Raw genomic sequence first — 14,040 nt, 5'->3', positions numbered from 1 at the left:
ACCGGTTTGCCGTCAAAATTACAGGTAGTTTTATTTATTTAATGTGATCTCAACATCACCATCATTTGAAAGAATTGTTATTTTATCATCCGTATCTACATTATTAGTGGTTTTTGTTTCAAATTCTTCGCCGTTTACTACTATATCGCCAAAATCATTCTGAATATGATAATTCAGTTCGGTTTCCTTATTCGTTAATTCCAACTTCATATCGCCAAAGCTGGATTCTATATTTGTTTTTCCTAAGAGTTCACCATTTATATAAATTTCTCCGTCAGAGCTTTCGATCTTTGTTCCATGACTAGTAAAATCACGTAATGAAATTTCACCAAAATCATTTGTCAGATCAGCTTCTTGCGCAATATCAAGTGTATTAAGTTCAGCGTCCCCATCATTAATTTCTATCGTTAACTTGTTTGTTTTTACGTTCGAGGCATTAGTGTCGCCAAAATCGTTTTGAATTGCTACGTCCATTGCCTGAATTTCCTTGATGTCTACATCTCCATCATTGGATAAGATCGTCAATTTATCTGTTGTCATACCGTCCAGCATGATATCTCCAAAATCATTAGCAATACTTACATTGTCAAATTTTTTATCTGCTGGTAGATATATTTTAATCATTGTTTTTTGTATATTTCCAATAAAGTTCATGGCAAATGTAAATTCTGAACGGGATGTTCCATCTTTAATCGTTAGTGTTTTATCTTTAACTGTATGTGTAATTTTTGTCCCTTCCAAACTCTCAATCTCCAATTTATACTCATCAGAAGGAATTACCTCTAGTTTTGCATCTGCGAGATCTATCTCAATATTATTGAATTCTTCCAATACCCATTCCCCATTCTGTCGATCTTCTTTTCCTACTGCTTTCAATCCATTATCTGTTTTGATAATCGAAAATTTGGTTCCACTGAATAATCCTATGACAGCAAGAAGGATTCCGATCATAATCATTGCGAGTGCGATTTTCGTGTGTTTCATTTAGATCCCCTCCTTGCGTCTAATCATTTTATCTAACAGCCTTTTCAATACTTTCACAATTCCTGAGCTAGTCTTCTTGGTGAATTGTAGAAAAGGAGAAAATAATAGCACACCAATACCAATGGAAATTAGGCCGATACCACTAAAGAAAATGGATGTTTGCCAATCTTGTACTATGACCGACACGCCAGCAAACAAGCTGAACAATCCACTAATTGGTAAACTTACAACAAGGATAAAAAAAGTAAGAATAGCTACTCCACAAACAAGAATTAAGGTAAATACAAGACAAATAATCACAAGGACAAGTGGCAAAGCGATCGGCGAGGCTAAAATGGCAAGGATGATAAACCAAATGGCTGAAACGTTCTTTTTCGTTGTACTATTTTGGTTATCCAAGTCTTTTATTGCATAATCGGCCAAAATTTGAGATGCAACATAGGATGGCGAACCGAGTCTTGCAATAACTGATTTGGTATCTTCTTCTCCAGCTTCATCAAAATACTCACGATAATAGTCTATTGCTTCTTCTATTTCTTCACTTGGCAATTTCTTGATTTTCGCCCGGAGCTTTTTCAAATATTCTTCTTTACTCACCATTTATTCCTCCTAGTAAAACAGATTCAATTTTTTGTTTGTGTTCCACCCATTCACTGCGAAGTTCTTGGAGCTTTTCCATTCCACTATCAGTAATCCGGTAATACCGGCGATTTCTTCCTTGAAATGGTCGGTCATATGTTGTTAAAAATTCTTTCTTTTGCAATCTGCGAAGTACCGGGTAAAGTGTCGATTCTGAGATATCCATAATTTCACGTACTTGCTGAGTGAGTGAGTAGCCATATGCATCTTCTTTTGCTAATACGGCAAGGACACAGGCATCAAGTAAAGAGGAACCCAATTGGAATGACATTTGAACACCTCCAATTTCTTTTATAATATTATACGACGTATATTATTAGAATAAACATATTATATGACGTATAATATCATTTCGTCAATTCTAAATTTGGATAATTTTGTATTTACCTTTCATAAATGTGAGTAGAATTTTTATTTAACAACAAAAAAACCATAAATATAAATAAAGTTTTATTGTAAATCAATAAATTATGTGATAAATTTAAAAACGAAAATTATTCTGTGAGGTGCTTTTTTATGAAAATAGGTTCAACACTCTTTTTAAAGGCAGCTGTCTTCCTTATCGGAACACCTGTGCTTGCTTTGATTATTTTTGGATTGGTTCAATTAGCTAATAACCCCGCAAATCCGGATTATGCTCATATCCTGTATCCCATTGTTATCGGAATGTATGTATCAGTAATCCCTTTTTACATTGCCTTGTTCCAGGCATTTAAGCTTTTAAGCTATATTGACAAAAACAACGCTTTCTCGGAATTGTCTGTTAAAGCTTTAAAGGTGATCAAATTCTGCGCATTAACCATAAGCGGTTTGTATGTGGTCATCATTCCATTTGTTTTCCTTTTAGCAGAGTTGGATGATGCGCCAGGTCTTGTCATCATTGGGATGATTCCTATCTTTGCTTCACTCGTTATCGCTGTATTCGCTGCTGTTCTTCAACGTCTTTTACAAGAAGCAATTACAATCAAATCTGAAAATGATTTAACGGTCTAGAGGTGAATACTATGGCAATTATTATTAATATCGATGTGATGTTGGCGAAACGAAAAATGAGTGTAACAGAGCTTTCGGAAAGAGTTGGAATCACGATGGCGAATCTTTCTATATTAAAAAATGGCAAGGCAAAAGCCGTTCGTTTTTCCACTTTAGAGGCGATTTGCAAGGCATTAGATTGTCAGCCTGGTGATATTTTGGAGTATAGAAGTGATGATGAGGCGGGTGGTCATGCACCTTCTTAAGTCTGAACCGGGTTATTGACCTTTTCGTAGGAAAAAGGGACAGTGTACCTGTCCCTCTGGCCCTTAGAAATCTACCATTTTCCAGATAAAATTTGTTTTATTTACGATTTTGGACATTTATTTTCGATTCCGGGAATTTATTTGCTATTTTGAAAATTTATTTGCGATTATTGAATTTTATTTACTATTAGACATAATCCGACAAATTACGACCTTATATCTAAGATTGTTTCAAACTCAAAAAAGAGGATTTAACCCAAAAGACAATACTTTTGGGACACCCTCTCTAGTTAAAACTTCTTTAAAGTTCTCACGAAAAATTGTTCAATAGTCCAGAAGATAAAATGTGCTCTCTCTTCATTGTTCGTCTCGACACCATCTTTTGAAATGTGACAGTTTGCTAGTTTTGGTCCATCATCATCTAAATTCGTTCTGTTGAGAAAACCGTGGCCAAGTCCTTTTATGAGATAAAAAGATACATCATTTTCTTCCGCCGCAATGGCTTGGTAGAGCATTTCGCTTTGCTTTGCAGGAACAGCAGTGTCACTTAAACCGTGCATAATAAGGAATGGCGGCAGTGACATACCTGGCTTTATATATGTAATAGGGTTGGCTGCTTTTACACGATCAGGACATGATGAGATTGGTGCACCGATAAACAATGATTCAAATGAATCAGGATCGGTTGCCTTTTTATCTGTTGGAATTTGGGCTGATTCGGGATCTTCTTCGATAATTCCATTCTTTTCATTTTGTTCATCCATTTTAAGAAAGTCTACCGGTCCATAGCCAATCGCAACCGCTTGGACATCACTGGATATTCCAGGGTATTCAGGGTTATTCTCTATAAACTCTTCCGTGCCCGATGTTGTGGCCAATGCAGCAAGGTGACCACCTGCAGATGAACCCCAGAGGCCGATTCTATTCGAATCAAGACCATAGGTTTCTGCAATCGTCTTCACCCATCTTATAGCCGTTTTGACATCGTGTATAGGAGCAGGAAAAATGACTTCTTCACTTAAACGGTACTCAATACTGACCATCGCAAAGCCACGGCTTGCAAAATAAGTTGTGAAATCCGGGCCGAGCTTCCGGTCACCAAAGCGCCATCCTCCGCCATGGAGCCAAATAATGACGGGAAGGGGGGATTGGCTGTTTTTAGGGATATATAAGTCAGCCAGTAACTCTTTTTCATTTTGTACGGAATAAACCAAATCGTGAATGATTTCAACCTCATCATTTGTGATTTCACTTGATTGCAACATAATTTCTCACCCTTCTACAGGCTGCTCTTTGACCGGAGGAGCGCCTGATGGTTTTAAATCAAGTGTATGTAGTGTTTTAAGAATCCTGTCAAAACGGAATGGAGGCGGATCACTTGGGAAGATATAACCATCATACACATCACATAACGTATTGAAGAATGGTTCAAACAATCCTGTCGCTAAAAAGCCGATGAACTTTGTATAGTGAGAATCTAATCGATATGAATGCTTCGTAAAAGCTGGAACATGCAGAAAATCCCCCGGAGATAATACGATTTCCTCACCGTTTGCCGTCATGGTCATTTGACCTTCTAGACAGAAAAAAGTTTCTGAATGTTTTTCATGATAATGTTCTGGTATGAAATCTCCTTTAGGTCCTTCTGTTAGTGCAGTGATAAATTCACCATTTGTATTTTTTTGTGTTGTGACAAGAATAAAGAGTTGTTCTGCTGCAACTAATCGGATTCCTTCCCCTGTTTCAAGAATAAAAGGCGCTGCCTCCTCAGGAATAGAGCCATTTTCAACAATTTGTGCAGCACCTTCTGTTTGCTTGTCAAAAAGAAAAGAAACATCCGCAATGAGTGAAGCTTCCTCATATTGTTCTCGTGACAATTCATTGATCGCTTTTGGTGGGTGAACATATTTTTCATAAGGCTTCCCTATTGTACGATATAAACTTGAGATCTCCCCTTTTGAGCTGATGGAAAGAATTTGTGTTCGATGACTTTGCATATTATAAGCATGTATAGTACCAGCCGGGATAAAGGCGTAGTTTCCTTCTGTAAGCAAATATTTTTGCCCAGAAATGTCCAGTTCCAACCTGCCATGTAGAACATAAATGGCTTCATGAGTTCGTTCATGTTTATGAAGAGGGAAATGATCTTCTTTTCCACCGGAGAGAATGACCATTTCTACTAAATTTCCCGTACTTTCCCCACTGGCAATTATTGTTGCTAGTTGTCTTCCAAATAGATATCGTTCTCCTTCTCCACTTTTTAATAGATAAGGTACCTTGTTATTTGGTAGCGTTTTCATATTTAAATTACTCAACATAATTCCTCCTCGTAAGTCTATATTTACAAATCAACCTTTTCTATTTTAGCAGTTGTTTCAAAGGTAAATAATGTTAAAACCAAAGAGATTATTGCTCGAATCTAATGTGTGCAACTAGTATTAGAATAACGGAAAAAATGCTCTAGCACTATGACTCTATCGAACACAAACCTATCCATTTCAAACATATAAGAAAAGACGATACGCAAGAATCATATTCATACAGTATCGTCCTGTTTATTATCTTAAATTTTAAATATTTAACGCTTGTGTTCTTTTTCCATTAATTCAAAGGGTGTTAGTTCAGGTAGTTCCAAAGCAAATCTTTTTTCCAACCACGCTTCCGCTTCAACAATCCATCTAGACGCATCGCGGTACATTTGGCTTTTTGCCTGAGCTGTTGCCTGGTTCGAGAGACTTAAACCATGTGGTCCCTTTTCATAAATGTGAACTTCATAAGGAATGTTTTTATCGGCTAGTGCATGTGCCATCCTTAGTGTGTGTTGAGCTGGTACTAATGTATCCTCTGACGTCGCCCATAAGAACATAGGTGGCGTACTTTCTGACACGTGGAAAACCGGACTTATTTCTTTAAGTGTTTCCTCATCAGGTTCTTTGTTGCCTGTAAATGCGAGATTAGCAGCTTCAAATAGCTTTGAATCAATAGGACTTTTTGGGAATGAGCGCATGAAAAGATAATCACTTAAAGTGTATCCCAGAATCGTAGCGGCGGGTTTGAACATATCCGGTTTTTCATTGAAATATTCATGCATAATAGGCTTATCCCAATACACGGAATACATAGCACAATTGTGTGCACCAGCTGAGAATCCGCAGATAGCGATTTTATTTACATCTACAAGCCAATCTTCAGCATGTTCCCTAATCGTCAGCATCGCTTTACCTATTTCTCTCATAGGTGTCGGGTGAATGGAGTGTTCCTTCACTTTCATTTCTTCTTGAAAATTTGGAAATCCAACTTCTCCTCCCATATAGGTTGAATATCGAAGGACAAAGGCATGATATCCCATAGCCGCAAACCTTAATGCCACTGCTTCTGCTTCTCTGTCAGAACAAGCTAAATAGGCTCCTCCCGGACAAATAAGAATAGAAGGTCTCTTCTTTCCACCCAATAATTCCGGTGAATCTGCGATCACATAAGTTGTTAATGTTACATCATCTCGGTCATCATAGAACTTTATCACTTCAGATTTCATTGATTCTCCCCCTTGTTTGCAGTTCATTTACTACTATCACTTCAAATGCGAGCTATCTTGATGTGCTTTTTACAAGATCATAATTGAATTTTCAATTACTCCCTGTTTAAATTTTAGCATGATGTTTTTCATTTATTGAAGTACCATTCACGATTTTATTGATTTTTCCCAGTATTTCATCCACTTGACTAGAAGTGATCCCAGTCTCCGGTGTTACTTTGCATTCTCCAAACGTCATCCCTTTCATCATTTGGAACGCAACGTGTGGTGGCATTTCACCGTGCATAAAATTGGTCAAGTAACTTTCAACTACTGCTTTTGCTTCTGGATAATAAATAACCTCACCTAAAACACTTTCATTTGTAAACACCTTTTGATTTACGTCGTCAAGCAGGAAGGTAAAGAAATAGTTTCCAGAACCTAAAGTAAATGTTGATTGTTGTTTTCCGTCTCCATCTAAAGTGATGTTTGAAGCCTGAGCTGGTAAGATGACGTCCGCTTCTGTGTTAACCGGAACTGTTACTTTCAGAGTGACCTCATTTTCGTTAAGTTTCCACTTACTCACCACTTCGCCATAAAGTGACTTATAGCTGGCTTTCACTTCAGTCATGCCGAGTGGATTGATTTTCGGTGCAATTTTAAACTTCTTATAGCCTGGTGTTGTTTCATCAACCGAAATACCTGCGATTGTGTTATGCATCCATTCAGCCACTGCTCCATATGCGTAATGATTGAACGAAGTCATGCCGGAATCATTAAACGTACCATCTGGATTCATACTGTTCCAGCGTTCCCAAATCGTCGTCGCACCGTTTTTCACTTCAAACAGCCATGACGGGTATTCGTCTTGAAGCAATAATCTTAATGCTGTCTCATGATAACCATGTTGTGATAGTACAGAACACAAATGTGGGGTTCCTAAAAATCCTGTTGTCAGGTGGTAATCATTTGCCACGATCATACGATGTAACTCGTGTGCAGCTTTTCGTGCTGCATCCCCTTTTAATAGATTAAATGCAAGCGGGATGATATAGCTTGTTTGCGTACCACCGATCACATTTCCAGTTGCGGTTGTAAATTCTGCTTGGAAATCGGTAACGATTTTTTCATATAAAGCAAAGTACTCATCCGCATCTTTTTCAAAGCCTAAAACAGACGCTGCTTTGGCTAAAATATGGGTGGAATATGCGTGATAGGCTGTTGCAATTAACGGAATTGGTGTAGCACCAACTGGTGAATGCGGATCACCATCAAGTGCCAGCCAATCACCAAATTGAATTTTTGCCTTCCATACTGTTTCATTTGTTGCAAGACTTCGTACTTTTTCCACCCAGGCTTTCATGCTTTCATATTGATCTTCAAGAATTTGCTTGTCACCGTACACTTGATAGATTGTCCAAGGAATGATCGTCGCAGCATCATTCCATCCTGAAGCTACTTGGTTACCCGGAATAATATCAGGAATCACAAAAGGTACTTGTCCATCAGGTTTTTGATCAGCTTTTAAGTCTAACAGCCATTTTTTAAAGAAAGATGCTCCTTGGTAGTTATATAGAGCGGTTCCAATAAATACTTGGGCATCACCAGTCCAACCTAGTCGCTCGTTTCGTTGCGGGCAGTCAGTTGGAACATCAACAAAGTTTCCTCGTTGTCCCCAAACCACATTGCTATGCAGGCGATTTATTAATTCATTATCTGTGATAAATTCACCCGTACGTTCCATATCTGAATGAATGACTTCACCCGTAAAATCATCCAAAGATAAATCTTCTGATGGATACCCTTCTACTTTTACATATCGAAAGCCTTGAAATGTGAAGGTTGGGGCGTAAGTCTCTTCTCCATCACCTTTTGTAATGTAGATAACCTCCTGCTTTGCAGTACGAAGATTTTCTGTATAGAAATTTCCATTTTTATCAAGCACTTCCGCATGCTTAAGGATAATTTTTGTTCCTTTTGGTGCCGTCACACGCATTCTCATCCGGCCTACCATGTTTTGTCCCATATCCAGGACTTTCTCACCCTTCGGTGTAACGATATATTCGATTGGAGTAATCGTTCTGTCACTCGAACAAGTTCGTTTTGCTGTGCAACCAGCTTGGCATCAGGTCTAAAAGAACAATCGATCTGCTCCCAGCTTTCATCAAGAAAATCCGCTTTACTCCAGTTATTCTCAAGTCTTGCATCATATGTTTCACCATTGTAAATACTTGCCGCTACAAAAGCACTTTCTCCTGACTTCCACTCTTCATTTGACGTGAAAATCTCTTTTTTACCATCTTGATAAACAACATGCAATTCAAGTAAGGCTGATAAGTTTTCCCCATATTTATACCGCTTATCAAAGCCCATTCCTTTGAACCAACCTTCAGATAATAAAATACCAAGTGCATTGCTGCCTTTTGCCAGATTGTTTGTGACGTCATATGTTTGGTATTGCAGGCGGTGATGGTAACTGGTCCACCCTGGTGTTAATAAGGCATCGCCTATTTCAGTTCCGTTTATATAAAGTTGGTAAATACCTAAAGATGTCACATAAACCCGTGCAGATTGAATGTCGTCTTTTAAGGTTAACGTATTTCGAAGAGCAAATACCTCCTCCTCAACATCCTGCTTTTTCGGTGTAATCCATTTTGCCTTCCAGTCGTCACCCTCTAAAAAAGCGGTTTCAAACCAGTTCGTCATACTCCATTCTGAGTATCTTCCAAACTGATCCGAGATTCTTACTTTATAAAAATATCTTGTAAAGGATTTTAAAGGCTCTCCATTATATTTGATATGAGTACTTTGATCACACGTTAGCTCACCTGAATCCCAAACTATCTTATTAAATTGATTATCTTCTGCCACCATAATTTGATATGATGCTTGTATTGTATTTCTTTTGTCTGATTCACTCATCCATGAGAATCTTGGTTTCGCGATGTCGATTCCTAGCAGGAATGGTTGATATTCACAAGTTGGATTACTGATTTTCAACATTTTCTTCGACCCTTTCTTTCTCTGTTTGTTTTCATCTTAACAAAACGACTACGAATATATAATAGTGAAATGAAAGAAATTACTGCTCGAATCAAAGATTTAAATTTAATAGTTATATTTTCTTATATTTTCCATTTTCTATAATTTCAAGAGTCATAATAACCAGATCTTTGATTTGAGCAAACGAGATCTTTGTTTTGACTATAGTTTTCTATGTAAACGTTTGCTACTATACGATTAACAACTTAACAAGCGCTTGTTGATATTTTTTAAAGCTATGCCGTTTATAACAAATGATAAGGAGTGTGAAAGATGTCTATACAAACAAATACAACTCAACAACAAGAAGTTACTGTCTCAAATCAGCACTCAGAAAAAGAAGTATCAACAGCATTTAAATGGTTCCATGCTACATCTCTAAATGGAGGCCACATGCTGGTTCTAGCCACAATTGCTAGTTACTTCTCTATCTATATGACAGATACGGTTGGTATATCAGCAGCTGCTGCAGCCGGCATTATGTTTGTTGCTACATTATGGGATGCCATAAACGATCCCGTTATGGGAACGATTGCCGATCGAACGAATACAAAATGGGGACGTTACAGACCATATTTCTTATTTGTACCTATTATTTTCGTCATTGCAAGTGTTCTACTTTTTATCAACCCTACTGGAATAGATGGAATTGGTAAAGTTATTTATATAGGTGGTTTATATATTTTATTAAATATGTGTACAACGGCTTTAACCATGCCACAAATGGCTGTTCTTCCTGCCGTTACTAAAAATGATAAAGAGCGTAATAGTGTCATTACGTTAGGTGCAGCTTTCACCGCTATTGCCTTTACAATTGGCTCAACCTTTACACCGCAGCTTACTGGATTTTTCGGAGGAAGTTATATTCCTTTAATGGTTATTTACGGTATCATTACAATCTTTTGTTTTTGGGGATTATTTATTACATCGAAAGAAAAATACATTACAACATCAGAAAAAAGTCCATTTACGAAGGACTTAAAGAAATTGTTTAAGCATAAAGAAATTTATCCTCTTATCTTAGTTTGGTGTTTGGCAGCAGTTGGATATGGATTTATGTTCGCTTCTTCTGTGTACTTTATGATGTATTATATTGGTAGACCTGACTTGATTTCATTATATATGGGGATCATTTCAATCGGTGCACTGGTCTCTATGGTGGTATGTATGCCAATCGCCTTGAAAATCTTTAAAACCGGCCAAAGAGCCATGCTTGTTACACAATTAATTACATTTTTCTTTTATGGAATCGCTTTTATTTTTGGTGATAATTTAATTGTTTTATATGTTTGCTCATTTATCGCTACAGCTATTGGTGCCATGTCAAATGCATTGGTGAATATTTTAGTAAATGATACAATTGACTTCATTTATTTAAAAGAAAAAACATCATTAAATGGAACGATTGCTTCTCTTAAAGGATTTGCGCAAAAATGTGGGAACACGATTACTAACTCAGGGATTTTAGCATTGCTAGCTGTTTCTGGATATATCCCAGGTGCGATTGGACAACAGCCGGACGCAACCATGTTCACTTTAAACTTCGTTCGATTTGGTATCCCTGCTATTATTTGCTTGGTGATTGTTATTTGTATGAAGTATTACCCATTGGAAAAATATCGTTCAGAAATTGATAAGATGAAGAATGGTTCTATTGATTAAAAGGAAGTTTGATATATTTATTGTAAACGCTGTCGTATCATTCAGTTGAGATTGTTATAAATAGCTATTCACACCCTACTGAAGAGAAAAAGTTACAGGTATTTTTCATTTTTCATAAGGAATAGCCCTTTAAACCTATGGTTTATGGGCTATTTTTGTTATGAGACACAAAAGAAATAGTTGATATCTTTTTCATGTATTCCTCCATAAACACACTCGCCTGAAGACCATTATGAAACTAAATCTACTTATTAAATCAATAGTTCCCCATAATGACTTTATCAATATCATTCCGATATCATGATACAAAATCCAATCGGTATATTGCTCGGAAAAAAATATAAGTCCTCTTTAAGATAAGCTAATGACTCAGCCGAGGATACAAAAGATATCCAATTTTAAGATATGGACCTTGCGGTGTGCCATTTTCAGTTGTAAAAAACAAGTAAATCAGAAAAACCATAAAACAAATGCTTGTTGTTTCGTATTTCCGGCTCTTAATAAAGCTAACTTAATGAATTTTTTCATTAAGTTATTAATAACCAGATAATTTTAAAAACATATTTCGTGCTTACTTATTACCACAGGAAAACTAATCAAAAAGGCATTGAACCTTTCTGGGTCAGCATCCCCAAGTCTTAAGATTTTCTTTTTTCAATTAGGTCAATGTAAGAAGATTGAATTGACATTGTTACTTCCTCTCCTACTTACCTTTAAAATTTAATTACTACTTTTCCTTTTGTCTTTCCTTTCACTACTAATTTTAGTGCATCATTAATGTCATAAATTGTAAAGTTGGATGGGTCAATGGCTGGAACAATATTGTATTCTTCAATGATTTTTGTAATTTTTTCTAATTGTTTTCCATCAGCTCTTACGAAAATAAAGCGATATTGCACACCTTTTTTCTTTGCTTTCTTATCAAATTTCGAGCCAACTAATCCAAAAATAATTTGCTTCCATTTAGGAAGACCTTTATCTATAGCAAACTGTTTATTTGGTGCAGTACGAAGACTTAGTAAACGACCACCTGGTTTGATAATGGATAACTCGCGTTCGAATTCATCAGCACCTAGAGTATCTATTACAAAATCAACTTCGTCTAGGATTTCCCAATAATTTTCCTTTGTATAATCAATATATTGATCTGCACCAGCATTCAACGTTCTTTCTTTAGCTGAAGGACTACCAGAAACAATCACCTTTAATCCCATTGCTTTAGCTATAGGAACTGCCATTTGGCCAAAACTTCCTGATCCTCCTGGAATAAATACTGTTTGCCCCTTTTTTGCTTCTAACTCTTCTATTAAGCCTTGATATGCCGTCAAACCAGTTAAAGGTGCACCAGCTCCAGTAACGAAATCTAAATTTTTCGGCAAATGCCATATGGATTTAGCATCAACTGCAACATATTCTGCAAATGCCCCAATTTTTTCTATAGGGAGTCTTGTATAAATAGGCTCTCCAACCTTAAAACCATTTACATGATTACCCACTTTTTCGACAATTCCTGTTAGTTCATTTCCTAATACCAGAGGCATATCATAGTCTTGTATTAATTTTACACTTCCTGTAATATTTAATATTTCAAGTGGATTTATTGCAGCAACTTTTACCTTTACCAGTACTTCATTATCATTAATACTTGGTATAGGGATATCAACAATCTGTGCTTCAATATTTTTCGAGTATTTTTGTATTTGAGCGGCTTTCATATTCCCAATCTCCTCTTAAAAAACCACCAACTCTTAGCATTGATGGTTTTTATCATTCGTTTATTTCATTCTTTGATACTCTAGTCTTTGTATCCTAAAGCACCATTATTAACCTACAAGTTTTGTCGATGCCGTTAACTGTTAATCCTTGGCTGTTTTATTCTTTTAAGAACGGATAATCTGTATACCCTTCCGCTCCTCCTGCATAAATGGTATTTCTATCAGGTGTATTTAGTGGGGCATCCAATTTAAATCGCTCGACAAAATCTGGGTTGGCTATCATCCAAGTCCCTACAGTTATAACGTCCGCAATTTTATTATCCAAGTCTACCGTTAGTTGGTCTAAAGTACGTCCTGCTCGGTTAACAAGAAGTGCTTGTGACCAAAGTTGACGGATCTCTTGTAATAATGATTCGTTTCCGAAGTGCATGATGTGTAGATATGCAAGGTTGAGCTTATCTAACTCGCTGATTAAATAACGGTACATTTCACTACTTGTTTCTCCCTCATCTATTCCATTTAGTGTTCCTTGAGGAGAAAAGCGTATGCCCGTTCTCTCTGGACCAATCTCATCAACAACTGCTTTTGCTACTTCAATGGCAAATCTTGAACGATTTTCGATCGTTCCACCATACGCATCCTGACGTTGATTAGCATTTTCACTTAAGAACTGTTGAATAAGGTAACCATTTGCACCGTGGATTTCAACCCCATCTGCACCAGCTTCCACCGCTGCTCGTGCTGCCAGGCGAAACTCATTTATAACGTCCTTTATTTCTCCTTCACTCAACGCTCTAGGTGTAGGAATCTCCTTCATCCCTTGTACTGTAAATATTTCTGTATTAGGCGCAATAGCAGAGGGGGCAACAGCTTGACGATGATGAGGCGTATTGTCAGGATGTGAGACACGGCCTACATGCATAAGTTGAACAAAGATTCGTCCTCCTTCGTTATGCACTTTTGATGTTACCTTTTTCCACCCCTCAATTTGTGATTCTGTATAAATACCAGGTGTATTTGTATAACCCTGACCATCCTCTGATGGTTGAGTGCCCTCACTTATTATTAACCCAACCGATGCACGCTGGCTGTAATACTCTGCTGCCAAATCACTAGGTGTGCCATCTGGCAGTGCTCTACTCCTTGTCATTGGTGCCATACCTAAACGGTTTTTTAGTTCTATGTTTCCAATTTTGACTGATTCAAATAACTTGTTCATTTAAATTCCTCCTTTTTAATCGTTATT

General features: G+C 37.1%; 13 protein-coding genes. 3 read left to right on the top strand and 10 right to left on the bottom strand.

Annotated elements, in window-relative coordinates; all coding sequences use genetic code 11:
- Positions 1-30 precede the first annotated feature (30 nt).
- Genes BK577_RS15465 through BK577_RS15455 form a run of 3 tightly spaced genes read right to left on the bottom strand, consistent with a single transcriptional unit; the run spans position 31 to position 1,894 of the window.
- Positions 31-984 carry a DUF4097 family beta strand repeat-containing protein gene (locus tag BK577_RS15465; protein ID WP_078433782.1) on the bottom strand — a complete coding sequence of 318 codons (954 nt, stop codon included), beginning with the start codon at positions 982-984 and terminating at the stop codon, positions 31-33.
- Positions 985-1,581: a DUF1700 domain-containing protein gene (locus BK577_RS15460; RefSeq protein WP_078435272.1), complete on the bottom strand. Its 597-nt coding sequence runs from the start codon at positions 1,579-1,581 to the stop codon at positions 985-987.
- The gene (locus BK577_RS15455) at positions 1,574-1,894 is read right to left on the bottom strand and encodes a PadR family transcriptional regulator (RefSeq protein ID WP_078433781.1); all 321 of its coding nucleotides are present in this window, start codon (positions 1,892-1,894) and stop codon (positions 1,574-1,576) included. Before BK577_RS15455 ends, BK577_RS15460 begins: the two co-directional genes overlap by 8 nt.
- A 245-nt stretch (positions 1,895-2,139) precedes the next feature.
- Between BK577_RS15455 and BK577_RS15450 the strand changes: the two genes are divergently transcribed.
- Both BK577_RS15450 and BK577_RS15445 read left to right on the top strand, forming a co-directional pair.
- The gene (locus tag BK577_RS15450) at positions 2,140-2,616 is read left to right on the top strand and encodes a DUF2975 domain-containing protein (RefSeq protein WP_078433780.1); all 477 of its coding nucleotides are present in this window, start codon (positions 2,140-2,142) and stop codon (positions 2,614-2,616) included.
- An 11-nt stretch (positions 2,617-2,627) separates the two neighbouring features.
- Positions 2,628-2,861 (top strand): helix-turn-helix domain-containing protein, encoded by a 234-nt coding sequence (locus tag BK577_RS15445; protein WP_078433779.1) that lies wholly within the window; start codon positions 2,628-2,630, stop codon positions 2,859-2,861.
- 290 nt (positions 2,862-3,151) lie between these two features.
- On the opposite strand, the gene BK577_RS15440 is transcribed toward BK577_RS15445, so the two are convergent.
- From BK577_RS15440 to BK577_RS26420, 5 genes are all read right to left on the bottom strand, one after another.
- A complete protein-coding gene (locus BK577_RS15440) occupies positions 3,152-4,126 on the bottom strand; it encodes an alpha/beta hydrolase (RefSeq protein WP_078433778.1) in 975 nt (324 codons plus the stop codon).
- Between the two features lie 6 nt (positions 4,127-4,132).
- Complete coding sequence (locus tag BK577_RS15435) at positions 4,133-5,176, bottom strand: quercetin 2,3-dioxygenase (RefSeq protein WP_425435946.1); 1,044 nt, start codon at positions 5,174-5,176, stop codon at positions 4,133-4,135.
- 263 nt (positions 5,177-5,439) lie between these two features.
- Complete coding sequence (locus BK577_RS15430) at positions 5,440-6,396, bottom strand: alpha/beta hydrolase (protein WP_078433777.1); 957 nt, start codon at positions 6,394-6,396, stop codon at positions 5,440-5,442.
- A gap of 106 nt (positions 6,397-6,502) precedes the next feature.
- Positions 6,503-8,401, bottom strand: coding sequence for a family 78 glycoside hydrolase catalytic domain (locus tag BK577_RS15425; RefSeq protein ID WP_078433776.1), 1,899 nt, complete (start codon positions 8,399-8,401; stop codon positions 6,503-6,505).
- Positions 8,383-9,378 carry an alpha-L-rhamnosidase N-terminal domain-containing protein gene (locus BK577_RS26420; protein WP_078433775.1) on the bottom strand — a complete coding sequence of 332 codons (996 nt, stop codon included), beginning with the start codon at positions 9,376-9,378 and terminating at the stop codon, positions 8,383-8,385. The genes BK577_RS15425 and BK577_RS26420 overlap by 19 nt, the downstream gene beginning before the upstream one ends.
- 312 nt (positions 9,379-9,690) lie before the next feature.
- Here BK577_RS26420 and BK577_RS15415 point away from each other — a divergent pair, with 312 nt between their 5' ends.
- Positions 9,691-11,079, top strand: a complete 1,389-nt coding sequence (locus tag BK577_RS15415; RefSeq protein ID WP_078433774.1) for an MFS transporter — start codon at positions 9,691-9,693, stop codon at positions 11,077-11,079.
- Between the two features lie 713 nt (positions 11,080-11,792).
- On the opposite strand, the gene BK577_RS15410 is transcribed toward BK577_RS15415, so the two are convergent.
- Together BK577_RS15410 and BK577_RS15405 are read right to left on the bottom strand one after the other, a co-directional pair.
- Complete coding sequence (locus BK577_RS15410) at positions 11,793-12,794, bottom strand: NADP-dependent oxidoreductase (RefSeq protein WP_078433773.1); 1,002 nt, start codon at positions 12,792-12,794, stop codon at positions 11,793-11,795.
- A 157-nt stretch (positions 12,795-12,951) separates the two neighbouring features.
- Positions 12,952-14,013 (bottom strand): alkene reductase, encoded by a 1,062-nt coding sequence (locus BK577_RS15405; RefSeq protein WP_078433772.1) that lies wholly within the window; start codon positions 14,011-14,013, stop codon positions 12,952-12,954.
- Positions 14,014-14,040: the final 27 nt, after the last annotated feature.

It is taken from the genome of Metabacillus halosaccharovorans (genome assembly GCF_002019635.1).
Classification (GTDB): domain Bacteria; phylum Bacillota; class Bacilli; order Bacillales; family Bacillaceae; genus Metabacillus; species Metabacillus halosaccharovorans.
The sequence above is the reverse complement of the archived record's forward strand: the minus strand, read 5'-3'. Positions and strand labels throughout refer to the sequence as shown.